The organism is Kitasatospora sp. SolWspMP-SS2h, from assembly GCF_003259315.1.
GTDB classification, from domain to species: Bacteria; Actinomycetota; Actinomycetes; order Streptomycetales; family Streptomycetaceae; genus Kitasatospora; species Kitasatospora fiedleri.
The window spans coordinates 55,745-81,772 of the sequence record NZ_QLLT01000027.1 but is presented as its reverse complement, the minus strand read 5'-3'; the positions used below and the strand labels follow the sequence as shown (position 1 = coordinate 81,772).

24 protein-coding genes and 1 pseudogene are annotated in these 26,028 nt (G+C 74.8%); 20 read left to right on the top strand and 5 right to left on the bottom strand.

The window, feature by feature from the left end; all coding sequences use genetic code 11:
* Positions 1-100: 100 nt before the first annotated feature.
* Positions 101-787: pseudogene (gene cofC, locus K353_RS27840) on the bottom strand (2-phospho-L-lactate guanylyltransferase); the annotation flags it as partial.
* A 218-nt stretch (positions 788-1,005) separates the two neighbouring features.
* Here cofC and K353_RS27835 point away from each other — a divergent pair.
* Genes K353_RS27835 through K353_RS27825 form a run of 3 tightly spaced genes read left to right on the top strand, consistent with a single transcriptional unit; the run spans position 1,006 to position 3,977 of the window.
* On the top strand, positions 1,006-1,806 hold the full coding sequence (locus K353_RS27835) for a 1-acyl-sn-glycerol-3-phosphate acyltransferase (protein WP_111556266.1): 801 nt from the start codon (positions 1,006-1,008) through the stop codon (positions 1,804-1,806).
* Positions 1,807-1,820: 14 nt separating this feature from the next.
* Positions 1,821-2,804 (top strand): NAD(P)H-dependent glycerol-3-phosphate dehydrogenase, encoded by a 984-nt coding sequence (locus K353_RS27830; RefSeq protein ID WP_199528268.1) that lies wholly within the window; start codon positions 1,821-1,823, stop codon positions 2,802-2,804.
* Positions 2,805-2,834: 30 nt separating this feature from the next.
* The gene (locus tag K353_RS27825) at positions 2,835-3,977 is read left to right on the top strand and encodes a D-alanine--D-alanine ligase family protein (RefSeq protein ID WP_111556265.1); all 1,143 of its coding nucleotides are present in this window, start codon (positions 2,835-2,837) and stop codon (positions 3,975-3,977) included.
* Between the two features lie 13 nt (positions 3,978-3,990).
* Here the strand turns inward: K353_RS27825 and K353_RS27820 are convergent, their stop codons facing one another.
* A complete protein-coding gene (locus tag K353_RS27820) occupies positions 3,991-4,530 on the bottom strand; it encodes a DUF3515 domain-containing protein (protein WP_111556264.1) in 540 nt (179 codons plus the stop codon).
* Positions 4,531-4,549: 19 nt separating this feature from the next.
* Positions 4,550-4,783 (bottom strand): Lrp/AsnC family transcriptional regulator, encoded by a 234-nt coding sequence (locus K353_RS27815; RefSeq protein WP_111556263.1) that lies wholly within the window; start codon positions 4,781-4,783, stop codon positions 4,550-4,552.
* Between the two features lie 223 nt (positions 4,784-5,006).
* Between K353_RS27815 and K353_RS27810 the strand changes: the two genes are divergently transcribed.
* The 3 genes from K353_RS27810 to thiD all read left to right on the top strand — a co-directional run bounded on the left by K353_RS27810 (position 5,007) and on the right by thiD (position 8,076).
* A complete protein-coding gene (locus K353_RS27810) occupies positions 5,007-5,975 on the top strand; it encodes a thiamine-phosphate kinase (RefSeq protein ID WP_111556262.1) in 969 nt (322 codons plus the stop codon).
* A gap of 237 nt (positions 5,976-6,212) precedes the next feature.
* On the top strand, positions 6,213-7,238 hold the full coding sequence (locus tag K353_RS27805) for a 6-phosphofructokinase (RefSeq protein ID WP_111556261.1): 1,026 nt from the start codon (positions 6,213-6,215) through the stop codon (positions 7,236-7,238).
* Positions 7,239-7,269: 31 nt separating this feature from the next.
* Positions 7,270-8,076: a bifunctional hydroxymethylpyrimidine kinase/phosphomethylpyrimidine kinase gene (gene thiD / locus K353_RS27800; protein WP_111556260.1), complete on the top strand. Its 807-nt coding sequence runs from the start codon at positions 7,270-7,272 to the stop codon at positions 8,074-8,076.
* Positions 8,077-8,200: 124 nt separating this feature from the next.
* Here the strand turns inward: thiD and rpmB are convergent, their stop codons facing one another.
* Positions 8,201-8,386, bottom strand: coding sequence for a 50S ribosomal protein L28 (gene rpmB, locus K353_RS27795; protein ID WP_014138233.1), 186 nt, complete (start codon positions 8,384-8,386; stop codon positions 8,201-8,203).
* Between the two features lie 257 nt (positions 8,387-8,643).
* On the opposite strand from rpmB, the gene K353_RS27790 reads away from it, so the two are divergent.
* The 10 genes from K353_RS27790 to mutM all read left to right on the top strand — a co-directional run bounded on the left by K353_RS27790 (position 8,644) and on the right by mutM (position 18,347).
* Positions 8,644-10,272, top strand: coding sequence for a DAK2 domain-containing protein (locus K353_RS27790; RefSeq protein WP_199528265.1), 1,629 nt, complete (start codon positions 8,644-8,646; stop codon positions 10,270-10,272).
* A gap of 37 nt (positions 10,273-10,309) precedes the next feature.
* Complete coding sequence (gene recG / locus K353_RS27785; RefSeq protein ID WP_111556258.1) at positions 10,310-12,526, top strand: ATP-dependent DNA helicase RecG; 2,217 nt, start codon at positions 10,310-10,312, stop codon at positions 12,524-12,526.
* 128 nt (positions 12,527-12,654) lie between these two features.
* A complete protein-coding gene (locus K353_RS27780; RefSeq protein WP_111556257.1) occupies positions 12,655-13,164 on the top strand; it encodes a hypothetical protein in 510 nt (169 codons plus the stop codon).
* A 97-nt stretch (positions 13,165-13,261) separates the two neighbouring features.
* Positions 13,262-13,846, top strand: coding sequence for a 16S rRNA (guanine(966)-N(2))-methyltransferase RsmD (gene rsmD, locus K353_RS27775; RefSeq protein ID WP_111556256.1), 585 nt, complete (start codon positions 13,262-13,264; stop codon positions 13,844-13,846).
* A gap of 33 nt (positions 13,847-13,879) precedes the next feature.
* Complete coding sequence (gene coaD / locus K353_RS27770) at positions 13,880-14,365, top strand: pantetheine-phosphate adenylyltransferase (RefSeq protein WP_111556255.1); 486 nt, start codon at positions 13,880-13,882, stop codon at positions 14,363-14,365.
* Between the two features lie 131 nt (positions 14,366-14,496).
* Positions 14,497-15,687 carry an ATP synthase F0 subunit B gene (locus K353_RS27765; RefSeq protein ID WP_111556254.1) on the top strand — a complete coding sequence of 397 codons (1,191 nt, stop codon included), beginning with the start codon at positions 14,497-14,499 and terminating at the stop codon, positions 15,685-15,687.
* Positions 15,688-15,844: 157 nt separating this feature from the next.
* Positions 15,845-16,438, top strand: coding sequence for a DUF177 domain-containing protein (locus K353_RS27760; protein ID WP_111556253.1), 594 nt, complete (start codon positions 15,845-15,847; stop codon positions 16,436-16,438).
* A gap of 49 nt (positions 16,439-16,487) precedes the next feature.
* Positions 16,488-16,661, top strand: coding sequence for a 50S ribosomal protein L32 (gene rpmF, locus K353_RS27755; RefSeq protein WP_035866499.1), 174 nt, complete (start codon positions 16,488-16,490; stop codon positions 16,659-16,661).
* 20 nt (positions 16,662-16,681) lie between these two features.
* Positions 16,682-17,476, top strand: a complete 795-nt coding sequence (gene rnc, locus K353_RS27750; protein WP_111556252.1) for a ribonuclease III — start codon at positions 16,682-16,684, stop codon at positions 17,474-17,476.
* 13 nt (positions 17,477-17,489) lie between these two features.
* On the top strand, positions 17,490-18,347 hold the full coding sequence (gene mutM / locus K353_RS27745; protein WP_111556251.1) for a bifunctional DNA-formamidopyrimidine glycosylase/DNA-(apurinic or apyrimidinic site) lyase: 858 nt from the start codon (positions 17,490-17,492) through the stop codon (positions 18,345-18,347).
* Positions 18,348-18,386: 39 nt separating this feature from the next.
* Here the strand turns inward: mutM and K353_RS27740 are convergent, their stop codons facing one another.
* Entirely contained in the window at positions 18,387-19,304 is a 918-nt protein-coding gene (locus K353_RS27740; protein ID WP_111556250.1) for a hypothetical protein, read from the bottom strand.
* A gap of 206 nt (positions 19,305-19,510) precedes the next feature.
* Between K353_RS27740 and K353_RS27735 the strand changes: the two genes are divergently transcribed.
* From K353_RS27735 to smc, 4 genes are all read left to right on the top strand, one after another.
* Positions 19,511-20,905: a hypothetical protein gene (locus K353_RS27735; RefSeq protein ID WP_111556249.1), complete on the top strand. Its 1,395-nt coding sequence runs from the start codon at positions 19,511-19,513 to the stop codon at positions 20,903-20,905.
* A gap of 203 nt (positions 20,906-21,108) precedes the next feature.
* Entirely contained in the window at positions 21,109-21,402 is a 294-nt protein-coding gene (locus tag K353_RS27730; RefSeq protein ID WP_233533869.1) for an acylphosphatase, read from the top strand.
* 381 nt (positions 21,403-21,783) lie between these two features.
* Positions 21,784-21,987: a hypothetical protein gene (locus tag K353_RS27725; protein ID WP_030458828.1), complete on the top strand. Its 204-nt coding sequence runs from the start codon at positions 21,784-21,786 to the stop codon at positions 21,985-21,987.
* 246 nt (positions 21,988-22,233) lie between these two features.
* Positions 22,234-26,016 (top strand): chromosome segregation protein SMC, encoded by a 3,783-nt coding sequence (gene smc, locus K353_RS27720; RefSeq protein ID WP_111556277.1) that lies wholly within the window; start codon positions 22,234-22,236, stop codon positions 26,014-26,016.
* Positions 26,017-26,028: the final 12 nt, after the last annotated feature.

Below are 26,028 nucleotides of genomic sequence, written 5' to 3'. Positions count from 1 at the left end.
AGGGGACGGGCGTGCCGTCGTCGAGCAGGACCGACCCGGCCCGGGTCGCGGGGTCGAAGGTGAACGCGGTGGCCTGCATGGGAGTCAGCATAGGGCTTCGGAGCAGGGCCGCGGTGGCCGGGCCGAGGCCCAGCCGGCGGGCGTCGGCCAGGTCCGCGGGGGTGTCGACGTCGCGGCGGACGGAGGGGGCGTCGGGGAGCAGGAGCTCGGTGGCGCCGCCGGCCAGGTGGGCGTCCCGGGAGCCGGGGCCGAACGCCGGGCGCAGCGGTGCGCCGTCGGCCCCGGCGAGCAGGACGGTGCCGGTGCCGGGGGCGTCGGCGAGGAAGGCCCGGCCGTGCCCGGGCACCGCGGCGAGGACCCGGGCGAGTTCGGCGGGCCGCAGCGCCGGCAGGTCCGCGGAGAGGGTGGCGACGGGGGAGCGGGGGAAGCGCCGCCGGGCGGTCGCGGTGCCGTGCGCGAGCGCAGGGTTGAGGCCGCCCGGCTCCGGTTCGTCGTCCAGCACGTCCGCCCCCAGCGCGCGCAGCGCCCCGGCGGCGCGCGGGTCCCGGGTGACCACCAGGACGCGGCCGACCGCGGGGCAGGCGAGCGCGGCGGCGACGGTGTCGCGGGCGAAGGCGAGGGCGAGCCGGGGCCGCAGCGGGCCGAGCGCGGCCAGCCGGCTCTTCGCCCCGGCGAGCGCCTTGACCGGGACGACCACGGACCAGCCGAGCCGCAGCGCGGCCCGGTCGGCGTGCGGCCGCCCCGGGGCGGCCGGTCCGGCGGCGGGGCGTACGGTGTCCTGTGTCATCGGCGCCATTGTGGCGTCGGCCGGGGAGCCCTGGCCAGCGGTTCCGGGCGGTCCCGGGGCGGCGGGCGGGGCCCGGTCGGCTGGTGGCGGCGGTGGCTGCTCGACACGGACTCGACCCGCGGGTGAGACTGGTCGGCGCCTCGGAGCCGCTGGCCGGCCCCGGCGAGGAGAGAGCGCGGCGCAAGTACGGGGCGCCGCACGAACGAGGAGGAGCTGGGGTGGCCCGCCGCTCTAACGCCAGGTTCGGGAACGCGGACTACGGGATCTGGTACCGCTTCGCGGCGGTGCTCGTGAAGCCGGTGACCAACGCCCTGGCGAAGGCGGACTGGCGGGGCTGGGAGCACCTGCCCCGGGAGTCCGGGTTCATCGCCGCGGTGAACCACAATTCGGTGATCGACCCGGTGTTCTACGCGCACTGGCAGTACAACTCGGGCCGGCCGCCGCGGATCCTCGCCAAGTCCTCGCTGTTCTCGGTGCCGTTCATCGGCTTCATGCTGCGCAAGACCGGCCAGATCCCGGTGTTCCGGGAGTCCACCGACGCCGCTGAGGCGTTCCGGGCCGCGATCGACGCGGTCGACGCCGGCCAGTGCGTCCAGTTCTACCCGGAGGGCACCCTCACCCGGGACCCGGAGCTGTGGCCGATGACCGGCAAGAGCGGCGCGGCCCGGGTCGCGCTGATGACGGGCGCGCCGGTGATCCCGGTGGCGCACTGGGGCGCGCACGAGATCATCCCGCCGTACGGCAAGGGCAAGGGCAAGTACCGGCTGTTCCCGCGGCACCGGGTGGTGGTCGCGGCGGGCCCGGCGGTCGACCTGAGCAGGTACCAGGGTCAGGAGCTGACCGCCCAGGTGCTCCGGGAGGCCACCGACGACATCATGGCCGCGATCACCGCCGTGCTGGAGGACGTCCGCGGCGAGCAGGCCCCGAAGGAGCGCTACGACATGCGCCGGGCCGCCAAGGACCGGGCCGCGGCCGCCCAGGCCAAGCGCGAGCGCGCCGCCGAGGAGGGCGGCCGGTGACCCGCTGCGCGGTGATGGGGACGGGCTCCTGGGGCACCGTCTTCGCGATGATCCTGGCCGACGCCGGCTGCGAGGTGACCCTGTGGGGCCGCCGCCAGGAGCTGGTCGACGCGATCGACCGGGACCACGTCAACCGGGACTACCTGCCGGAGCTGACCCTGCCCGCGGGCATCCGGGCCACCACGGACGCCGCCGCGGCGCTGGCCGGCGCGGACTTCGCGGTGCTCTCGGTGCCGTCCCAGACGCTGCGCGACAACCTCGCGCTCTGGGCGCCGCTGATCGAGCCGCAGACCGCGCTGGTCAGCCTGATGAAGGGCGTCGAGCTGGGCACCGTGAAGCGGATGAGCGAGGTGATCGCCGAGGTCGCCGGGGTCGGCCCGGAGCGGGTCGTGGTGGTCTCCGGCCCGAACCTGGCCGGCGAGATCGCCAACCGGCAGCCCGCCGCGACGGTGGTGGCCTGCGCCGACGAGGAGGTCGCCAAGCGCTTCCAGAAGGCCTGCCACACCCCGTACTTCCGCCCGTACACCAACACCGACGTGGTGGGCTGCGAGCTGGGCGGCGCGGTGAAGAACGTGATCGGCCTGGCGGTCGGCATGGCCAACGGCATGGGCCTGGGCGACAACACCAAGGCCACCCTGATCACCCGCGGCCTGGCCGAGACCACCCGGTTGGGCCTGGTGCTCGGCGCCGATCCGCACACCTTCGCGGGCCTGGCCGGGATGGGCGACCTGGTGGCGACCTGCTCCTCGCCGCTGTCCCGGAACAACACCTTCGGCACCAACCTGGGTCGCGGCATGACGCTGGCCGAGACGGTCGCGGCCACCAGCCAGACCGCCGAGGGCGTGAAGTCCTGCGAGTCGGTGCTCGACCTGGCCCGGCGCAACGGGGTCGACATGCCGATCGTCGAGGCCGTGGTGGACGTGGTCCACAAGGGCCGGCCGACCCAGGAGGTGCTGGAGGGACTGATGGCCCGTTCGGCCAAGCCTGAGCGCCGGTGACCGGAATCGGACGGTAGTCTCAACGCCGATATGAGCATCGAACAGACCACCCCGAACCAGGCGGCCAAGCCGCGTGTCGCGATCGTCTTCGGCGGCCGCAGCTCCGAACACGGCGTGTCCGTGGTCACCGCCGCCAGCGTGCTGCGCTCGATCGACCGCGGCAAGTACGAGGTGCTGCCGATCGGCATCACCCACGAGGGCCGCTGGGCCCTGGTCGGCGACGAACCGGCCCGGATGGCCATCACCGACGGCCGGATGCCGGACGTCGACCAGGTCGCCGAGTCCACCGAGGGCCAGGTGGCGCTGCCCGCCTCCCCCGGCAGCCGGGAGGTGGTGTGGAGCGAGCCCGGCGCCGCGCCGAAGGTCCTCGGCGAGGTCGACGTGGTGCTCCCGCTGCTGCACGGCCCGTGGGGCGAGGACGGCACCCTGCAGGGCCTGCTGGAGCTCTCCGGCGTCCCGTACGTGGGCTCCGGCGTGCTGGCCTCCGCGGTCGGCATGGACAAGGAGTTCACCAAGCGGATCATCGAGTCGCTCGGCCTGTACGCGGGCGAGTACACCGTGGTCAAGCCGCGCGAGTGGGAGTCCGAGGCCGGCCGGGCCGCGGCCCGCGAGCGGATCGCCGGGCTCGGCCTGCCGCTGTTCGTCAAGCCCTGCCGGGCCGGCTCCTCGATCGGCATCACCAAGGTCAAGGACCTGGCCGGCCTGGACGCCGCGGTCGAGGAGGCCCGCCGCCACGACCCGAAGGTGATCGTGGAGAAGGGCGTCGAGGGCCGCGAGATCGAGTGCGGCGTGCTGGAGTTCGAGGACGGCCCGCGCGCCTCGGTGCCCGCCGAGGTGCTGGTCGACGGCGACTTCGAGTTCTACGACTTCGAGGCCAAGTACATCGACTCCTCCGAGGTGCGCATCCCGGCGGACCTCACCGACGCCGAGCGGGCCGGGATCCGCCGGCAGGCCGTCGAGGTGTTCGAGGGCCTGGGCTGCGAGGGCCTGGCCCGGGTCGACTTCTTCCTGCTGGCCGACGGCCGCTGGATGGTCAACGAGGTCAACACGATGCCCGGCTTCACCCCCATCTCGGCCTACCCCAAGATGTGGGAGGCCACCGGCGTGCCCTACGCCGAGCTGATCGACCGCCTGCTGTCCGCCGCGCTGCGCCGCTCCACCGGCCTGCGCTAGCGCGGGGGACGGCTCAGGAGGCGTCGTCCAGGCAGTCCGAGTCGGCCTTCCCGTCGATGCGCGGGACGGTCGCCCGGATGGCGGAGGAGAACGAGCCCAGCGGGTCCGCGTAGTTGCCGTACGCGCCCGCCGGGACCTCCACCACCACGTACGCCTCGCGCAGCCCGGTGGCGAAGCGGTAGCCGCCCGCGCCGTCCTCGGCCAGCCCCCAGCCGACCTCGTCGACGCACGGGCCCTTGCGCTCGGTGTCGTTCAGCAGGTCCGGCCGGTCGGCGCCGCAGGTCAGCACGGTGCGCGGGGACGAGGCCCAGGCCGCGGTGTACGGCGAGGCCGGGGACGGGTCCGCGCGCCGGTGGCCGAGCACCTCGGCGGGCAGCGCCGCGTCCAGCGCCGCGCAGTACCGGGCGGTCCCGGCGTCCTGCCCGGGGGGCGCGACGTCCGGGTCGCCGCTCCACGACACCGCCAGCCAGGCCGTGCAGCCGAGCAGCGCGGCGGGCAGCGCCAGCCAGCGCACCGGGGCGGGCAGGCGGTTCAGCAGATCACGGGAGGCCACCGCACGATGGTAAGCGGGCTTACAGCCGCACCACCGGACAGGTCAACGTCCGGGTGATGCCCTCCACCCGCTGCACGTTGGCCACCACCAGGCGGCCCAGCTCGTCGATCGACTCCGCCTCGGCCCGGACGATCACGTCGTACGGGCCGGTCACGTCCTCGGCGGTGACCACTCCGTCGATCCCGGCGATCGACTCGGCCACCGAGGTGGCCTTGCCCACCTCGGTCTGGATCAGGATGTACGCCTGCACCACGGGGGACCTCCAGGCGGCTGGGTGGGGACCTGCTGACCGGCAGTCCGATCATCACCACGCTACCGCGCGACGGCGCGGACGGGGGAGACCCCGGAGGGCCCGGAAGGCGTACGCTGCGGGCGCGGGGCGACCGCCGGGCACGGCTCCGTGCGGTGGCGGGACCGCCCGGTACACGGGGGTTCTGCAGACAATCGGACAACGGGGAACGCGGGAGGACGGGCTGATGCAGGGGACCGTGGGCGAACTCGGCGAGTTCGGGCTCATCCGGGAGCTGATCGCACGGCTGCCGATGACCCCGGCGGTGGAGCTCGGGCCCGGCGACGACGCGGCCGTGGTCAAGGCGCCCGACGGGCGGGTGGTGGCCACCACCGACGTGCTGATCGAGGGCCGCCACTTCCGCCGCGACTGGTCCACCGCGTACGACGTCGGCCGCAAGTGCGCCGCGCAGAACCTCGCCGACATCGCCGCGATGGGCGCCGTCCCGACCGCGCTGCTGCTCGGCCTGGTCGCCCCCGCCGACCTGCCCACCACCTGGGCCACCGAACTGATGGACGGCCTGCGCGACGAGTGCCAGGTGGCCGGCGCCACCGTGGTCGGCGGCGACGTGGTGCGCGGCGACACCATCACCCTGGCCATCACGGCGCTCGGCGACCTCCAGGGCCGGCGCCCGGTGGTGCGCTCCGGCGCCCAGGTCGGCGACGTGGTCGCGGTCACCGGCTGGCTCGGCTGGTCCGCCGCCGGGCTGACCGTGCTGCAGCGCGGCTTCCGCTCCCCGCGCGCCTTCGTCGAGGCGCACCGCCGCCCCGAACCGCCGTACCACGCGGGCCCCGCCGCCGGCGACCTCGGCGCCACCGCGATGGTCGACGTCTCCGACGGCCTGGTCGCCGACCTCGGCCACGTCGCCCGGGCCAGCGAGGTCGACATCGACCTGCGGGCCGCCGACTTCGACGTCCCCGCGCAGATGGCCGACATCGGGCAGGCCGTCGGCGTCGACCCGCTGGTGTGGGTGCTCTCCGGCGGCGAGGACCACGCGATCGTCGCCACCTTCCCCAAGTCCACGCCGCTGCCCGCCCGTTGGCGGGTCATCGGGGAGGTCGTCCGGAGCGCCCGGCCCGGCCGCGGCGGCACCGTCACCGTCGACGGCGCGCCCTGGGACCGCACCGCGGGCTGGGACCACTTCGCCGAGCAGTGACAGCCGGGCTGACAGTCGGGCGGTGACAGCCGAGCCGTAGCAGCCGAGCCGTAGCAGCGAGCGGGCCGAGCGGGCGGCGGGCGGGCCGCGGCCGGCCGGCGGCCCGCCCCTGGTGGCTACCCGGCGGTACGGCCCCGAGCGCGTAGTGTTGCGCCTGTCGGGCGGACCGGCAGCGTCGACGGTCCGGTCCACCTACGGACGCGGGGGCGCGCCCCCCGGAGCAGGAGCACAGCCACCATGCGAATCGGCGTTCTCACCAGCGGCGGCGACTGCCCCGGCCTGAACGCGGTCATCCGCTCGATCGTGCACCGCGGCACCGACGTGCACGGCGACGAGATCCTCGGCATCGAGGACGGCTTCCTCGGCCTGATCGAGGGCCGGGCCCGGCCGATCTCGCACGAGGACGTCACCGGCCTGCTCACCCTGGGCGGCACCATCCTCGGGTCCGCCCGGGTGCAGCGCGAGAAGATCCGCTGGGCCGTCGAGAACTCCCGCGAGCTCGCCGCCGCCCTCGGCATCGACGCGCTGATCGCGATCGGCGGCGAGGGCACCCTGACCGCCGCCAAGCTGTTCAGCGACGCCGGGCTGCCGGTGGTCGCCGTCCCCAAGACCATCGACAACGACATCGACGCCACCGACGTCACCTTCGGCTTCGACACCGCCGTGCACGTCGCCACCGAGGCCATCGACCGGCTCAAGACCACCGCCGAGTCGCACCAGCGGGTCATGGTCGTCGAACTCATGGGCCGCCACACCGGCTGGATCACCCTCACCGCGGGCATGGCCGGCGGCGCCCACGGCATCCTCATCCCCGAGAAGCCCTTCGACATCGAGGCCGTCGCCCGGATGATCGAGGAGCGCTTCCGGCGCGGCAAGAAGTTCGCCATCATCGCCGTCGCCGAGGGCGCCCAGCCGCTGCCCGGTACGCTGCGCTTCGAGCACGGGCAGGTCGACCAGTTCGGCCACCAGACCTTCGGGGGCATCGGCACCAGGCTCGCCGTCGAGCTGGAGAACCTGCTCGGCAAGGAGGCCCGCCCGGTCATCCTCGGACACACCCAGCGCGGCGGCACCCCCACCGCGCTGGACCGGGTGCTCGCCACCCGCTTCGGCTGGCACGCCGTCGAAGCCGTCCACAAGGGCGCCTTCGGGCACTTCACCGCGCTGCGCGGCACCGAGATCCACCTCACCCCGATCGCCGACGCGGTCGTCCAGCTCAAGACCGTCCCCGAGGACCGCTGGACCGAATCCGAGGCCGTGCTCTGACCGCCCCCGGCGGGTCGGTAGGTTGGGGCGCATGAGCACCTTCGCCGCCGCCCCGCCCCGAGTCCTCACCGTCGCCGGCTCCGACAGCGGCGGCGGGGCGGGCATCCAGGCCGACCTCAAGGCCATGCTCGCCCTCGGCGTGCACGGCATGAGCGTCATCACCGCCGTCACCGCGCAGAACTCGCTCGGCGTCCAGGGCTACTGGGAGCTGCCCGCCGAAGCCGTCCGGGCCCAGTACCGCAGCGTCGTCGACGACATCGGCGTCCAGGCCGTCAAGACCGGCATGCTCGCCTCGGTCGAACTGGTCGAGACCGTCGCCGACCTGCTCGCCGACGCCCCCGCCCCCGTCGTGGTCGACCCGGTCGGCGTCTCCAAGCACGGCGACGCGCTGCTCGCCGCCGGGGCCGTCGCCACCCTCCGCGAGCGGCTGCTGCCGGTCGCCACCCTCGCCACCCCCAACCTGCACGAGGTGACCCAGCTCACCGGGCGCACCGTCACCGGCGAGGCGGACATGCTGGACGCCGCGAAGGCGCTGCGCGACCTCGGCCCCGACTGGGCGCTGGTCAAGGGCGGCCACCTGGCCGGCGAGGCCGCGGACCTGCTGCTCGGCCCCGACGGCGAGACCCACTGGTACCGCGCCCCCCGCCACGACAACCGCCACACCCACGGCACCGGCTGCACCCTCGCCAGCGCCGTCGCCGCCCGGCTCGCCCAGGGCGACCCCGTCCCGCTCGCCGTCGCCCGCGCCAAGGCCTACGTCACCGGCGCCATCGCGCACGGCTTCCCCCTGGGCGCCGGCATCGGGCCGGTGGACCACTTCTGGCAGCAGCGGGGGTGAGCGGCGGCGGCCGGGGCGGGCGCCCGACCCGGCCGCCGGGGCCGGGAAAGCCAGAAGCCGACCACGGCCCCCGGAGGGGTGCGGTCGGCTTCGGGAAAGGGTGACCGGCGTACCGGTCTGCGCGTCAGCGCGAGACCTTACCGGCCTTGATGCACGAGGTGCAGACGTTGAGCCGCTTCGGCGTCCGCCCGATCACAGCGCGCACCGTCTGGATGTTGGGGTTCCAACGACGGGGGGTGCGGCGGTGCGAGTGGGAGATGCTGTTGCCGAAGCCCGGGCCCTTGCCGCAGACGTCACAGTTGGCAGCCACAGGAGTCACTCCAAGACTTCAGATCAGGTACTTGAACTAGCCCGGGATGCTCCAGGCAACCGGGAGAGCATACAACGGTGACTCCCGCTCAACGAAACTACCACGATCGTGGAGGTGATCGTTCCCCCGAGCTGGGCACGAGCCCGCTGCGGGCGGTGCCGCGGGGGCCGGCGGCGCGGGGGCCGATAACCTGCCAGCATCGCCCCTCGCCACCGCGTCCTGTCGTGTTCCCGTGGCGTTCATCCGGAGGAGACCTGGTGCTGGACACCCTCGACGCCCCGGCCGTCCGCACCTGGTGCCGGCTCGCGCTGGCCGCCCTCGGGCAGGCCCGCGAGGAGATCGACGCGCTGAACGTGTACCCGGTTCCGGACGGGGACACCGGGACGAACCTCTACCTGACGGTGGAGTCCGCCGCCGAGGCGCTGGACGAGCTGTTCGCCGCCGCCGAGGAGCCGGAGCTGTCCGCCGCGGCGGCCGCCGCCGCGCGGGGCGCGCTGATCGGGGCGCGCGGCAACTCGGGCGTGATCCTGGCGCAGTGGCTGCGCGGCCTGGCCGAGGTGCTCTCGGCCGGCGGCCCGCTGGCCGCCGCGCTCGACCACGGGGCCCGCTCGGCGTACCAGGCGGTCGCCGAGCCGGTGGAGGGCACCCTGCTGACGGTCGCCGCCGCCGCCGCGCGGGCCGCGGGCACCGCGGACGGGCTGACCGGGCAGGCCCGGGAGGCGTACCGGGCGGCCCGGCAGGCGCTGCTGCTCACCCCCGACCAGCTGTCCGCGCTGGCCGAGGCGGGCGTGGTGGACGCGGGCGGCCGGGGCCTGGTCGCGGTGCTCGGCGCGCTGGTGGACGCCGTCTCCGGGCAGCAGCCGATGGGGCCGGTCGCGATGCGCCGGGACACCGAGCCGGGCGCCGCGCCGGGGTCCGCGCCGGTGGCGGCGGGCTGCGGGCGGCACGAGCGGGCACCCGGCCCGGGCCACCCGGCGTTCGAGGTGATCTACCTGCTGGAGGCCGAGGACGGGCGGCTGCCGCTGCTGCGCGAACGCCTGGGGCGGCTCGGCGACTCGCTGGTGGTCGGCGGCGGGGACGGCCTGTGGAACGTGCACGTCCACGTGGACGACGCGGGCGCGGCCGTCGAGGCGGGCGTCGAGGCCGGGCGGCCCCACCGGATCAGGATCACGCACTTCGCCGAGGCCGCGGCCCGCTCGGGGGAGCGGGAGGAGACCGTCTCGCACGGGCGGGCGGTGCTGAGCGTGGTGACCGGCAGCGGGCTGGCGCAGCTGTGCGAGCAGGCCGGCTCGGTGGTGCTGCCGGCCGACCCGGACCGCCCGCCCGCCAGCGCCGAACTGGTCACCGCCGTGCACCGCTGCGCGGCCCGCGAGGTGGTGGTGCTGCTCAACGACCCGGAGCTGCGGGCCGCCGCCGGCGCCGCCGCCGACCAGCTGCGCGAGGAGGGCGTGCGGATCGCCGTGCTGCCCACCCGCTCCCCGGTGCAGGGCCTGGCGGCGCTGGCCGTGCACGACGCCGGGCGGCGGTTCGACGAGGACGTGGTGGCGATGACCTCCGCGGCCGGCGCCACCCGGTACGCCGAACTGGCCGTCGCCGAGGGCGAGTCGTGGACCATGGCGGGCGTCTGCCAGGCCGGGGACGTGCTCGGCCTGATCGACGGCGACGTCGTGGTGATCGGCGCCGACCTCACCGAGACCGCGCTGGCCGTGCTCGACCGGATGATCGCGCCCGGCGGCGAACTGGTCACCCTGGTGCTCGGCGAGGAGGCCCCCGCCGACCTCGCCGACCGGCTGATCGCGCACGCCCGGCGCACCCGCCCCGAGGTCGACACCGTCGCCTACCGGGGCGGTCAGGAGGCCGCCCCGCTGCTCATCGGGGTGGAGTGAGCCCGGAGCGTCGGTCCCGTGGTGTGAAATGGGGGCGATGGGCGCTCTCGATGAACCACTGAAGGAACTGGTCGGCGACCGCACCGCGAAGGTGCTGGCCGACAGTCTCAAGCTGCGCACGGTCGGCGACCTGCTGCACCACTACCCGCGCCGGTACGTCGAGCGCGGCCAGCTCACCAGCCTGGACGAGCTGGAGGTGGACGAGCACGTCACGGTGCTGGCCCGGATCGAGAAGGTCACCCTGATCCCGTTCCGCGGCCGCAAGGGCGACCGGCTGGAGGTGGTGGTCACCGACGGCCGCTCGAAGCTCTCGCTGGTGTTCTTCAACCAGGGCTGGCGGCAGAAGGACCTCCGCCCGGGCCGGCAGGGCCTGTTCGCGGGCAAGGTCGGCCTGTTCAACCGCAGCCGCCAACTCGCCTCGCCTGACTACCAGTTGATCGACGAGGAGGAGGGCTCCTCGGCGGCGCGGCAGTTCGCCGGGCGGCTCATCCCGGTCTACCCGGCCAGCGCCCAGCTGCCCAGCTGGAAGCTCGCCCTCTGCGTCGAGCTGGCCCTCACCAAGCACCTGGCCGACGTCGGCGAACCGCTGCCCGCCGAGCTGCGCGCCGAGCACGGCCTGATCCCGCTGCCCGAGGCGCTGGAGCTGATCCACCGCCCGCAGGGCCAGGCCGACCGGGAACGCGCCCAGAACCGGCTGCGCTGGGACGAGGCGTTCGTCCTCCAGGTCGCCCTCGCCCGGCGCCGGGCCGCCGACTCCGCGCTGCCCGCCGTCCCGCGCCGCCCCGTCCCCGACCGGGTGCTGGACGCCTTCGACCGGCGGCTCCCGTTCACCCTCACCGACGGCCAGCGCAAGGTCTGCGCCGAGATCTTCGCCGACCTGGCCACCGACCACCCCATGCACCGGCTGCTCCAGGGCGAGGTCGGCTCCGGCAAGACCCTGGTCGCGCTGCGCGCCATGCTCGCCGTGGTCGACGCGGGCGGCCAGGCCGTGCTGCTCGCCCCGACCGAGGTGCTCGCCCAGCAGCACCACCGCTCGATCGTCGAGATGATGGGCGACCTCGCCGAGGCCGGGATGATCGGCGGCTCCGAGATCGGCACCCGGGTCGCCCTGCTGACCGGCTCGATGGGCGCCGCCGCCCGCCGCGGCGCGCTGCTCGACATGGCCTCCGGCAAGGCCGGCATCGCGATCGGCACGCACGCCCTGATCGAGGACCGGGTGCGGTTCGCCGACCTCGGCCTGGTGGTGGTCGACGAGCAGCACCGCTTCGGCGTCGAGCAGCGCGACGCGCTGCGGGCCAAGGGCGAGCAGCCCCCGCACCTGCTGGTGATGACCGCCACGCCGATCCCGCGCACCGTCGCGATGACGGTCTTCGGAGACCTGGAGACCTCCGTCCTGGACCAGTTGCCCTCCGGCCGCTCGCCGATCTCCACCCACGTGGTGCCCGCGCTGGAGAAGCCCAACTTCCTCGCCCGGGCCTGGGAGCGGGTCCGCGAGGAGGTCGGCAAGGGCCACCAGGCGTACGTGGTCTGCCCGCGGATCGGCGACGAGGAGGAGCCGGAGAAGGGGAGGAGGAAGCGCCGGGCGGCCGAGCCCGAGGAGGTCGACGACCCGGCCGGGGGCGCGGACGCCGAGGAGCGGCGGCCCCCGCTGGCGGTGGTGGAGACCGCCGGGAAGCTGGCGGAGGGCCCGCTGGCCGGGCTGCGGATCGAGGTGCTGCACGGCCGGCTCGCCCCCGACGCCAAGGACGACGTGATGCGCCGCTTCGCGGCCGGCGAGGTGGACGTGCTGGTCGCCACCACCGTCATCGAGGTCGGCGTCAACGTGCCGAACTCCACCGTCATGGTGATCATGGACGCCGACCGGTTCGGCGTCTCCCAGCTGCACCAGCTCCGCGGCCGGGTCGGCCGCGGCTCCGCCGCCGGGCTCTGCCTGCTGGTCAGCGACATGCCCGCGGCCAGCGCCGCCCGGGCCCGCCTCGACGCGGTGGCCGGCACCCTGGACGGCTTCGCGCTCTCCCGGATCGACCTCGAACAGCGCCGCGAGGGCGACGTGCTCGGCCAGGCCCAGTCCGGCGTGAAGTCCTCGCTCAAGGTGCTCTCGGTGCTGGAGGACGAGGACGTCATCGCCACCGCCCGGGCCGAGGCCACCCGGCTGGTCGCCGCCGACCCCGCGCTCGCCGCCCACCCCGAGCTGCGCACCGCGCTGGAGAGCCTGCTCGACGAGGACCGCGCGGAGTACCTGGAGAAGGGCTGAGACGGCCCGCCCGCCCCTCCGCGGACGGCTTGTTCGCACCCCTCGGATGTCAGTGCCCCGAGAGAGAATGGAGTTGTTCGGGGCGCACTCCACGGCGCGTCCCCGGCACGAGAACTGGGGGTCATTGCATGGCATTCCGTCACCTCAACGAGCTCCCGCTCGGCGACAAGGTCTTCCGGATCGAGGTCGCCAGCGAGGACGACCGCGAAGTCACCCTCACCCTGACCGGCTGGCGCGAGGGCGACTCCGCCCACCCGGTCGCCAGCGGCAAGCTCCGCCTCCCGGTGGAGGACGTCGCCTCCCTGCGCATCGCGCTCAACCGCGCCCTGCGCGCGCTGGCCATCGTCGCCGACGTCTCCGAGCCCATCCCCGACCGGGACGTGCTGCGCGAGCTCTACCCCGGCCACGGCGCCCCCTGGGTGCCGCAGCACGAGGAGGAGCTGGTCCGCCGCTTCCACGACGGCGACACCATCGCCCGGATCGCCGCCCGCTACGGCCGCACGCCCGACTCCGTCCGCACCAAGCTGCGCGAGCTCGGGCACGACCCGCGCCGCCCCGAGTACTGCCCGCCCGACGGCTGCCTGTCCTGGTCGCGCTACGCGTCGCCGACGCTGCTGGGCGCCGCCGTCCACGAGTGACCGGCGCGGGGAAGTGAGCGGGCGCGCCCGGCCCGGGGCCGATCCGTCGGCTAGGGTCGGGCGCGCAGCCCCTCCCACCCGCAAAGGACCCAACGCCATGCCTCGCGTGATCGCCGGCCGTGCCGGAGGCCGCCGTCTCGCCGTGCCGCCCGGCCGGAACACCCGCCCGACGTCCGACAAGGCGCGGGAGGCGATGTTCTCCACCGTCGAGGCGCTGTTCGGGCCGATCGCCGGCGCCCGGATGCTGGACCTGTTCGCGGGCAGCGGCGCGGTCGGGCTGGAGGCGCTCTCGCGCGGCGCGGCGCACGCGCTGCTGGTGGAGGCGGACGCGGGCGCCGTGCGGACGGTGCGGGAGAACGTCCGGACGCTGGGCCTGCCCGGCGCCGAGGTGCGGGCGGAGAAGGCCGAGAAGGTGGTCGCCGGGCCGCCGCCGGCCGAGCCCTACGACCTGGTGTTCCTGGACCCGCCGTACGCGGTGGAGGACGCCGTCCTGCGGGAGACGCTGGTCACACTCCGCTCGGGGGGCTGGCTGTCCGAGCACGTTCTCGTCACCGTGGAACGCAGCACCCGGGGCGGCGAGTTCGGCTGGCCGGACGGCTTCGAGGGGCTGCGCTCGCGCAAGTACGGCGAGGGCACGCTCTGGTACGGTCGCGCCGCTGCCGGGGCTGATCGAGACTCGTAGCCAGGACACCACGCCCCACAAGGGAGCACACGCATGCGCCGCGCCGTCTGTCCGGGGTCCTTCGACCCCATCACCAACGGACACCTCGACATCATCGAGCGGGCCTCGAAGCTGTACGACGTGGTGCACGTGGCGGTGCTGATCAACCGCAACAAGCAGGGCATGTTCACCACCGACGAGCGGATCGCCCTGATCGCGGAGACCACCGCGCACCTGGGCAACATCGAGGTGGAGTCGCACAGCGGCCTGCTGGTGGACTTCTGCCGCGAGCGCGGCATCCCGGCGATCATCAAGGGCCTGCGGGCGGCCGGCGACTTCGACTACGAGCTGCAGATGGCCCAGATGAACCACGGGCTGACCGGCGTCGAGACCCTGTTCGTGCCGACCTCGCCGACGTACAGCTTCCTCTCCTCCAGCCTGGTCAAGGAAGTGGCCTCGCTGGGCGGCGACGTCTCGCACCTGCTGCCCGCCGCGGTGCACCGGCGGCTGGTCGAGCGGATCGCCGAACGCCGGGACTGAACCGGCGTTGTGAGCGGCGGGGCCGGTGGCCGTACAGTCTTGATACCCCCGGCCCCGGGGCCGCAGCCAGCGGCCTCCGGAGCACTGCCTCCGCCGCACTTCGGCGGCACACGGAAAGACTGAAGACGCCCGTGGACGTGCAGCAGAAACTCGACGAGATCATCGCCGTGGTCGAGAAGGCGAAGGCGATGCCGATGTCGTCGTCCTGCGTGGTCAACCGTGCCGAGCTGACCGGACTGCTCCGCGACCTGCGCGAGGCGATGCCCGCGGAACTCGCCCAGGCGCAGTCGGTGGTGGCGGACCACCAGCAGATGGTGGCCGACGCCCACGCCCAGGCCGACCGGATCATCCGGGGCGCGCACGACGAGCGCGGCTCGCTGATCTCCGACACCGAGGTGGTCCGGCAGGCGCAGGCCGAGGCGGACCGGGTGCTGGCCGAGGCGCGCGCCGAGGTGCAGGCCAAGCTCGCCGAGGCCGACGACTACGTCGACTCCAAGCTGGCCAACTTCGAGGTGGTGCTCACCAAGACGCTCGGCGCGGTCGGCCGCGGCCGGCACAAGCTGCGCGGCGAGTCCGGCGTGTACGAGCCGGAGGCGGAGGGCGCCGAGGACGGCGAGGAGTTCCGGCCGCGGACCAGCCCCAGCCCGGAGGCCGACGAGTACGTCGACGTGAAGCTGGCCACCCTGGAGGCGGTGCTCTCCGCCACCCTGGAGGCGGTCGGCAAGGGCCGCGACAAGCTGCTCGGCAAGGCCCCGATCGACGAGCTGGGCGCCTACCTGGCCGCCGCCGACGAGGCCCAGCAGCTCAAGGACCGCGCCGAGGCGGTGGCGGCCGGCTTCTCCGACGAGGGCGAGCAGCAGAGCTGGTACGCGGACGTCCCGCAGCAGCAGTCCTGGCCCGAGCAGACCCCGGCCGCGGCCGGCTGGCAGCAGCCCGGCGAGGACCCTTCCCCGGCCTCCGGCTGGGGGGACCCCCTCGCCCAGCCGCAGGCCCCGCAGTACGCCGAGGTCTACGGCGGCTACGACCCGGCGGCGGCCCCGCAGACCGACCCGTACGGCCAGCCCTACGGGCAGCAGCCGGTGGACCCCTACTACCAGCAGCAGCCGCAGTACCAGCAGCCGCAGGGCTTCGACCAGTGGGGCAACCCGCTGCCCGCCGACCCGTACGGCTACCAGCAGCAGCCCCAGCAGCCCCAGCAGCCCGCGCAGCACCCCCAGCAGCCCGCGCAGCCGCCGCAGCAGCAGGGTGGGCTGGACGAGACCAGCTTCTTCGACACCAGCATGATCGACATGACCAGGCTGCGGGAGCTCGGCGGCCGCTGAGGGGCGAGTTGGGTTCGGCGCGGACTCTCCGGTAGTCTGACCACTCCGGCCTGTTCGCGCCGGGTTCGCCGTGCGCCCGCATCCGGGCCGCGCGCCGTAGGAACCGAAGATCCGCGCCACGCAGGGATGCGTGCCGCCGCCAGGAAGTCAGGAAACCTTGAACCGCCTCGACCACCGCGACCCCCTCGTGTTCGACACGCACGAGCTCGGCCGTCGCCCGGGATCGCTGCGCAAGGTCTCCCGCACCCTGGAGGCCCCGGCGGAGCTCGGCGTCGCGGACGTGATCGGCGTTCCCGAGAAGAGCGAGATCAAGCTGGAGCTCCGCCTGGAGTCGGTGGTCGAGGGCGTGCTGGTCACCGGCACCGCCGAGACCCACGTCACCGGCGAGTGCTCCCGCTGCCTGGAGCCGCTGGAGGACGACCTGGAGGTCGACTTCCAGGAGCTGTACTACTACCCGGAGTCCGAGGAGCGTCACCGCGCGATCGCGGGGGACGACTTCGACGAGGAGTCCGAGGACGAGACTTACCGCCTGGAGGGCGACCTGTTCGACCTCCAGCCGGTGCTGCGTGACGCGGTGGTGCTCGCACTGCCGCTGCAGCCGGTGTGCCAGGACGACTGCCTGGGTCTGTGCTCCGAGTGCGGGGCCCGCCTGAGCGACGACCCGTCGCACCACCACGACGCCGCCGACCCCAGGTGGGCGGCCCTGCAGGGACTCTCCGCCGCCCCCGGCGACGAGGGTGACGAGGAATAAGACACAGCGCTGCCCGTGAGGGCCTCGCCGTAGAACCAGGAGATTTACCGTGGCTGTTCCGAAGCGGAAGATGTCGCGCAGCAACACGCGTCACCGCCGTTCCAACTGGAAGGCCGTCGTGCCCGCGCTCGTCGCGTGCGACCGCTGCCACGAGCCGAAGCTCGCGCACATCGCGTGCCCGAGCTGCGGCACGTACAACCGTCGCCAGGTCCTCTCGGTCTGATCGGCGGGGTGCACGGATCGATGTCGGACACTGGCAGTTCCTCCCGCAAGCCGAACCCCGGGACCAACGGGGGCAAGGGCGGTGGGCCGGCCTCGACCGAATACGACGTCCTGGAAGGGCGCCTCGGGTACACGCTCGAGCGCGCCCTTCTGGTGCGCGCCCTGACCCACCGCTCGTACGCGTACGAGAACGGTGGGCTGCCCACCAACGAGCGCCTGGAGTTCCTCGGCGACTCGGTGCTGGGCCTGGTGGTGACCGACACCCTCTACCGCCTCCACCCGGAGGTCGCCGAGGGGACGCTCGCCAAACTCCGCGCTGCGGTGGTCAACTCCCGCGCGCTCGCCGAGGTCGGCCGCGGCCTGGACCTCGGGGCCTTCATCCGGCTCGGCAAGGGCGAGGAGGGGACCGGCGGCCGCGACAAGTCGTCGATCCTCGCGGACACCGTCGAGGCCGTGATCGGCGCCACCTACCTGGACCAGGGCCTGGACGCGGCGACCGAGTTCGTCCACCGCCTGTTCGACCCGCTGATCGCGGAGTCCGCGCAGCTCGGCGCCGGGCTCGACTGGAAGACCAGCCTCCAGGAGCTCACCGCCGCCGTCGGCATCGGCGTCCCCGAGTACGTGGTCACCGAGTCCGGCCCGGACCACGAGAAGACCTTCACCGCCGCCGCCCGGGTGGCCGGCCAGGACTACGGCTCCGGCAGCGGTCGCTCGAAGAAGGAAGCCGAGCAGAAGGCCGCCGAGTCCGCCTGGCGGGCGATCAAGGCCGAGCGCGAAGCCGACCGGCCCGACGGCGCCGCCGCCGCGACCGTCTGACCGGCGGTCCGACGTGCCCGAGCTGCCCGAGGTCGAGGTGGTCCGCCGCGGACTGGCCCGCTGGGCCGCCGGGCGCACCGTCGCCGACGTCCAGGTGCTGCACCCGCGCGCCGTGCGCCGGCAGGCGGGCGGCGCCGACGAGTTCACCGCCCTGCTGCGCGGCCGCACCCTCGGCGAGCCGCAGCGCCGCGGCAAGTACCTGTGGGTGCCGCTCGGCGACGGCCTCTCGATGGTCGGGCACCTCGGCATGAGCGGCCAACTCCTGATCCAGGAACCGGAGATGGCCGAATCCGTGCACCTGCGGGCCCGGCTCAGGTTCGCCGACGGCGGCACCGAGCTGCGCTTCGTCGACCAGCGCACCTTCGGCGGCCTGGCCGTCGAGGAGGCCGAGGCCGGCGACCCCGAGGCCACCCCCGTCTCGCTCGCCCACATCGCCCGCGACCCGCTCGACCCGCGCTTCGACGACGCCGCCTTCGCCGCCGCCCTGCGGGCCAAGCGCACCACCGTCAAGCGCGCCCTGCTCGACCAGACCCTGGTCAGCGGCGTCGGCAACATCTACGCCGACGAGGCGCTGTGGCGCAGCCGCCTGCACTACGACCGCCCCACCGGCACGCTGACCCGCCCCGCCGCCCTGGAACTGCTCGGCCACGCCCGGGACGTGATGACGTCCGCGCTGGCCGTCGGCGGGACGAGCTTCGACTCGATGTACGTCAACGTCAACGGCGAGAGCGGCTACTTCTCCCGGGACCTCGACGCCTACGGCCGCGAGGGCCGGCCCTGCCGCCGCTGCGGCACGGCGATGCGCCGGGACGCCTGGATGAACCGCTCCAGCTACTCCTGCCCCGCCTGCCAGCGCCCGCCCCGCCGCTGACCGCCGGGCCGCGGCCCCGGCTCGGACGGACCGCCCGGCTCAGTCCGCCCTCCCGGCGGGGGCCTTCTCCTCCTCCGCGGCCGCCTGCAGGGCGCCGCCCTCCTCGCCGAAGCAGGCCACGCCGACGGCGCTGACCACGGCGAGGAGGAAGCCGAGGACGGCCAGCCAGCCCAGCCCGGCCCGCGAGGAGTCGCCGAGCCAGAGCACGCCCACCGCGCCGGGGACCACCGTCTCGCCGACCACCAGGGCGGCGGTCGCGCCGTTCACCGAGCCGACTTGCAGGGCGACGGTGTGCAGGTACATCCCGCCCAGGCCGCCCACCAGGACGGCGTACAGGGCCGGGTCGGCGAGCAGCGCGCCGAGCGCGAAGGGCTGCACGCCGTCCAGGACGCGCACGCCGATGCCCAGCGCGCCGAAGCCCAGGCCGGAGAGCAGGCCCGCGACGACCGCCCCGCCGGATCCGAGCCGGCGCACGACCAGCGAGCCGCCCGCGATCAGCACCGCGGAGCCGATCAGCAGCGCCCAGTGGAAGGCCCGGGCCGCCTCGTGCCCGCCCTCCGGCCCGGCGGCCACCGCGAGCAGCACCAGCGCGCCGCACAGGACGCCGATCGACAGCCACTCCGCCCGGCGCAGCCGCAGGCCCAGCAGCCGGACCGAGAGCACCGCGGTGATCACCAGGTTGGCGCTGATGACGGTCTGCGACAGGAACAGCGGCAGCAGCCGGGCGGCCAGCGCGCCCAGGCCGAAGCCGACGAAGTCCAGCACCGTGCCGAGGATGAACTCCCAGGTGACGGCGGCCTTCGCGGTCGAGGACAGGCTCGGCCCGCCGTGCCCGGTGACGGCGCCGGCCGCCGCCGCCTCCTGCCGGGCCGAGCGGCGGGCGCCGAGGGCCTGCAGCACCGACCCGGTGCCGTAGCAGGCGGACGCCGCGACGGCGGTGACGAGGCCGAGGATCACCAGGGGGCTCCTGTCGGGGATGGTGCGGGAAGATCGTCTCCACTATGCCCGCTCGAACGCCCCGCGCGGGCCGCGCGGCCCCGACTCCGGCCGGTCGGCGGGGGTTCGGAGCGCCCTTCTCCCCCTGGAGTAGGGGCCGGTCTCAGGGTGGGAACAGTACCGGGGGAGGGCGTGGTCCCGACCGCCGGACCGGTACGGTCTGGAGCATGAGAACTGTGCTCCGCCGCTCCCGCGCCACCGGGCCCGCCGCCGCCCTGGCGGCGCTGCTCGGCCTGCTGATGGTGCTCGGGCTGTCCGCGCCCGCCTCGGCGTCCGGCCTGAACGACGCGGCCGACTCCATGAAGAAGGTCCAGGTCTACGTCGACCCGTCGATGAGCAGCCGGTTCTCCGCAGACCAGGCGGACCGGCTGGCGAAGAAGCTGAAGGACGCGGACAAGCCGATCTTCATCGCGGTGCTGCCGGCCAGCGACGCCTACCCGACGAAGAACCTGTTCGGCGACCTCCGCACCAAGGTCGGCATCGTCGGCGTCTACGGCATCTGGCGCGGCGACCAGTTCCAGGCCAACTCCGACGCCAAGGCGCTGAGCAAGGCCGCGACCGACCGGATCGCGGGTGCCGCGTTCCGCTCGAACCCCAAGGACATCGACGCCACCCTGACCGAGTTCGTCGACGGGGCGGCCAAGCAGACCAAGGGCGAGGGCCCGCAGCACAGCACCTCGATCGCCTGGGTCCTGATCCCGGTCCTGCTGATCGTGCTGCTCGGCGTCGGCGTCCTCCTGCTGTTCCGCCGCGCCAGGAAGCGCAAGGAGGAGCGGGCCCGGGCCGAACTCGCCCAGCTGCGCACCGTGGTGGACGAGGACATCACCGCGTTCGGCGAGGAGCTCGACCGGCTCGACTTCAGCCCCGGCGCGCCCGGCGCGGACGACGCCCAGCGCGCCGACTACACCAGCGCGCTGGACTCCTACGACCTGGCCAAGCGGACCATGGACGAGGCGAAGGGGCCCGAGGACGTCCGCCCGGTGACCGAGGCGCTGGAGCAGGGCCGGTTCGCGCTGGCCACCCTGGCCGCCCGCCGCGAGGGCCGCCCGCTGCCCGAGCGCCGCGTCCCGTGCTTCTTCGACCCGCGGCACGGCCCGTCCACCACCGACGTGACCTGGGCCCCGGAGGGCGGCGCCCCGCGCTCCGTCCCGGCCTGCGCCGACGACGCGGCCCGGATCTCGCACGGTCAGGACCCGGCGGTGCGCACCGTGGAGACCGAGCACGGCCACCAGCCGTACTGGAACGCCGGCCCCGCCTACAGCCCGTGGGCGGGCGGCTACTTCGGCGGCGGCATGCTGCCCGGCCTGCTGGTCGGCACCATGCTCGGCTCGGCGCTCTCCACCCCGGGCTACGCCTACGCGGGCGGCCACGGCGACGGCGGCGGCTACGGCGGCGGGTACGACGACAACGGCGGCGCGGACGCCGGTGAGTACTCGGGCGCCGACTTCGACCCCTCCGACTTCGGCAACGACTTCGGCGACGGCGGCGGCTTCGACGGGGGTGGCGGCTTCGACGGCGGCGGGGACTTCGGCGGCGGCGACTTCGGGAGCTTCGGCGACTGACCCCGGCCGCCCCGGCACCGCGAACGGCCCCCGGCTCCCGTCCTCGGACGGAGCGGGGGCCGTCCGCGTTCCGGGGGATGGCCGACGGTGCTGTGCCGGCTGTGTCGGTGGAGCGAGGGCCGCCGCAGGGGTGGGGAGGGTCGGTGGAAGGGGCGTGAAGCCCGTTCCGAGCGCCCCCGGAGTGCCCGACTATGGTCGGACACATGCAAGGTCACGACAGCCGCCGATCCGTCCGGGCCACCATCTGGGTGCGCGGGCGCGTCCAGCAGGTGGGGTTCCGCTGGTGGACCAGGGCCAGGGCCCTGGAGATCGGGCTGACGGGCTACACGAGCAACCTCGGGGACGGCCGCGTCCAGGTGGTCGCCGAGGGGTCGCGCGCCGACTGCGAGCGGCTGCTCGCCGCGCTGCGCGGGCCCGGAACGCCTGGTCAGGTCAGTGGGGTCACCGAGATCTGGACCGCCGTGGGCGACGGGTACCGGGGCTTCGCGATCCGATGAGCACACCGCGGTTGCCGGCGGGAGGAGAGCCCCCGGCAACTGCCGGTGTCACGGGGTTGCCTTCGGGGCGGACTCGTGGTTGACTCCGCAGACGTAGTGATCCACTAGCCCGGCCGATGGTGTGAGGTTCCCGCCATGCAGGTGACAGGGGCGCGGTAGCGTGCGGTGATCGTGTTGACCCGTACGGTCTTTGGTGAGACGCTGGAAACCCGCGCACAGGTTTGCGTTTAACCGGCGGGGCCTCGCCTGTGAGTGTGCCACTCACCAGCGGATGCCCTCGTAGTGCCCAGCCAGCACGTCCGGCGCGCAGGCGCGTGCGTATCCCTTCCCCCAAGACCTACCGTACACGGTTCGGTCACTCAGCGTGGAGGACCACACATCATGGCAAAGGCGCTTCTCGGGTACGTCGGCGGCCCCGACCCGCGAATGCTCTCCGAGATGCGACGGCTGCAGCAGCGCGTCCAGGACCTGGAGAACGAGCTGGTCAAGCTCCAGGCCGAGAACGACGCGCTGTCCGCCGTCGCCGACGAGCACTCGCTGCTCAGCAGCATCGACCTGGACCAGCGCGAGCCGGCCCTGACCTGATCGTTCGTGGTCCTCGCGATCGACGCAGTCGTGCACTGAGCTTCCCCCGCGAGGGGGCGGCAGCCTACAAGGGACGTCCGAGCGGACGTCCCTTCGTCGTGCTCACGGCGGCTCTCCCGCTGGGAGAGTGCCCGACCCGCGACGTGCCCAAACCACCGCCTGAGGGCCCGGCGGCACCCCGGCCGGATACAGTCGCCAGCGGTGGGCCGCGGCCGCGGCCGGCGGCACGGCGAGGAGGACGGTCGGGTGCACCTCAAGAGCCTGACCCTGCGCGGGTTCAAGTCCTTCGCCTCGGCGACCACCCTGCGCTTCGAGCCCGGCATCACCTGCGTGGTCGGCCCCAACGGCTCCGGCAAGTCCAACGTCGTCGACGCGCTCTCCTGGGTGATGGGCGAACAGGGCGCCAAGTCGCTGCGCGGCGGCAAGATGGAGGACGTCATCTTCGCCGGCACCAGCGGGCGCCCCCCGCTCGGCCGCGCCGAGGTCAGCCTCACCATCGACAACACCGACGGCGCCCTGCCGATCGACTACACCGAAGTCACCATCACCCGGACGATGTTCCGCAACGGCGGCAGCGAGTACGCGCTCAACGGCACCGTCTGCCGGCTGCTCGACATCCAGGAACTGCTCTCCGACTCCGGCATCGGCCGCGAGATGCACGTCATCGTCGGCCAGGGGCAGCTCGACTCCGTGCTGCACGCCGACCCGATGGGGCGGCGCGCCTTCATCGAGGAGGCGGCCGGCGTCCTCAAGCACCGCAAGCGCAAGGAGAAGGCGCTGCGGAAGCTCGACGCGATGCAGGCCAACCTCAGCCGGGTCCAGGACCTGGTCGCCGAACTGCGCCGCCGGCTCGGCCCGCTGGGCCGCCAGGCGAAGGTCGCCCGGCGCGCCGCCGGCATCCAGGCCGAACTGCGCGACGCCCGGCTGCGGCTGCTCGCCGACGACCTGCTCACCCTGCGCCGCGCCGTCGAGGCCGAGGTCGCCGACGAACTCGCGCTGGGCCTGCGCCGCACCACCGTCGAGCAGCAGCTCGCCGCCGCCCTCCAGCGCGAAGCCGTCCTGGAGGCCCAGGTCGAACAGCTCGGGCCCGCGCTGGAGGCCGCCCGGCAGACCTGGTACCGGCTCTCCTCGCTCGCCGAGCGCACCCGCGGCACCGTCGGACTCGCCGAGGCCCGGGTCCGCGCCGCCGCCACCGCCGGACAGCTGGAGGAGCGCCGCGGCCGCGACCCGGAGGACCTGGAGCGCGAGGCCGCCCGGGTCCGCGCGGAGGAGGCCGCCCTGGAAGCCGCCCTGGAACAGGCCCAGGACGCGCTGGCCGAGGCCGTCGAGGACCGCACCGGACTCGAACGCGCCCTCGCCGACGAGGAGTTGCGGCTCAAGGAGGCCGCCCGGACGATCGCCGACCGGCGCGAAGGACTCGCCCGGCTCCAGGGCCGGGCCGCCGCCGCCCGCTCCCGCGCCACCGCCGCCGGGGCCGAGGCCGAACGGCTCGCCACCGCCCGCGACGAGGCGCTGCTGCGCGCCGCCGCCGCCCGGGAGGAGCACCGGCGGCTCCGCGCGCAGGACGAGGAGAGCACCGCGGGGGAGGAACGCGGCGAGGAACTCCACCAGCTGGCCCGGGAGTCCCTCCGGGACGCCGAGCACGCGGTCTCGGCCGCCCGCGAAGCGCTCACCGCCGCCGAGCGGGAACGCGCCGCGCTCACCGCCCGGCACGACGCGCTCACCCTCGGCCTGCGCCGCAAGGACGGCAGCGCCGCCCTGCTCGGCCGCCCCGGCGTACTCGGCCCCGCCGCCGAACTCCTCACCGTCGCCCCCGGGTTCGAACTCGCGGTGGCAGCCGCGCTCGGCCCCGCCGCCGAGGCCGTCGCCGTCCCCGACGCCGGGACCGCCACCGAGGCGCTGGCCTGGCTGCGCGCCGAGGACGGCGGCCGGGCCGCGCTGCTGATCGCCGACGCGGACGCCGCGGCCGGCGGAGCCGCCGGAGCCGACGCAGCCGACGCAGCCGCCAGGGCGGCCGGGGCGGCCGGGGCCGGCACCGAACGCCTGCCCGAGGGCGCCCGCCGGGCCGGGGAACTGATCGGCGGACCGGACGCGGTGGCCGCCGCCGCCCGGCGGGTACTGGCCCGCACCGCCGTGGTCGCGGACCTCGCCACCGCCCGGCGGCTGACCGACCGCCACCCCGGCTGGAGCGCCGTCACCCGGGACGGCGACCTGCTCTCCGCCGCCCTCGCCCACGGCGGCTCGCCCGGCGCGCCCAGCCCGCTGGAGACCCGGGCCGCCGTCGCCGAGGCCGCCCGCGGCATCGCCGAGCTCGACACCCGCTGCGCCGGAGCGGCCGAAGAGCTCGCCGCCGCCCGCGAACGGCGCGCCGAACTCGCCGCCGAGGTCGAACGGACGACCGCGCTGCGCCGCCAGGACGAGCGGCGCCGGGCCGACCGCGCCGGCGCCCTCGGCCGCTCCGGCGGCGCCGCCCGGGCCGCCGCGGACGAGGCCGACCGCGCCGCCACCGCCGCCGCCAAGGCCGACAGCGGCCTCGCCGAGGCCCGCGCCGCCGCCGAGGAACTCGCCGAACGCCTCGCCGCCGCCGAGGAGACCGCCGACAGCGGCGAGGACGAACCCGACCCCGCCGAACGCGACCGGCTCGCCGCCGCCGCCTCCGCCGCCCGGCAGACCGAGACGGAGTCCCGGCTCGCCGTCCGCACCCACGAGGAGCGCGTCCGCGCCCTCGCCGGACGCGCCGACCAGATCGACCGGGCCGCCCGCGCCGAACGCGAGGCCCGCGCCTGCGCCGCCGAACGCCGCGAACGCGCCCGCCGGGAAGCCGGCACCGCCACCGCCGTCGCCACCGGCGCCCGCCGACTGCTCGGCCGGATCGAGGGGACGCTCGCCGCCGCCGAGGCCGAACGCGCCGCCGTCGAGGCCGACCGCACCGCCCGCGAGGCCGAACTGCGGCAGTTCCGCGAGCACGGCCGCGCGCTCAAGGCCGAACGCGACCGGCTGGTCGACGCCGGCCACCGCGACGAGGTGCTGCGCGCCGAGAAGCGGCTGCGGATCGAACAGCTGGAGGCCCGGGCGCTGGAGGAGTTCGGCATCGAGGCCGACGACCTGCTGGCCGGCTACGGCCCCGACCAGCCCGTCCCCGCCCCGCCGCCCGAGGACGGCCGCGAACCCGCCGGACCCGGCGAATCCGGCGGACCCGGCGCGTCCGGTGAGCCGGCCGAGCCCGCCGCACCGGTCCGCTACGTCCGCGCCGAGGTCGAGCGGCGGCTCAGGGCCGCCGAACGCGCCCACCAGCAGCTCGGCAAGGTCAACCCGCTCGCGCTGGAGGAGTTCGCCGCCCTGGAGGCCAGGCACCGCTTCCTCGGCGAACAGCTCGACGACCTGCGCAAGAGCCGCCGCGACCTGATGGACATCGTCCGCGACGTCGACGCCCGGGTCGAGCAGCTGTTCACCGCCGCGTACCGCGACACCGCCGCCCAGTTCGAGGGCGTCTTCGCCCGACTGTTCCCCGGCGGCGAGGGCCGGCTGCTGCTCACCAACCCGGAGAACATGCTCACCACCGGCGTCGAGGTCGAGGCCCGCCCGCCCGGCAAGAAGGTCAGGCGGCTCTCGCTGCTCTCCGGCGGCGAGCGCTCGCTCACCGCCGTCGCCCTGCTGGTGTCGATCTTCAAGGCCCGGCCCAGCCCGTTCTACGTCATGGACGAGGTCGAGGCCGCGCTCGACGAGACCAACCTGCGGCGGCTGGTCGGGATCATGGAGGAGCTGCGGGAGAGCTCCCAGCTGATCGTCATCACCCACCAGAAGCTCACCATGGAGTCCGCCGACGCCCTGTACGGCGTCACCATGAAGGGCGACGGCATCTCCCAGGTGATCAGCCAGCGGCTGCGGGTACCCGGACCGGGGAGGCCGGCCCGGCCGCCCCGGCAGGCGGAGCCGACGCAGCGGGCGGCGGCGGCCGCAGCAGGCCGAGCAGAGGTACAGGACAGCGCTGGAACCCGCGGAACCGGGCCCGGCACAGGCGCTACGTGATACTGGACGGGT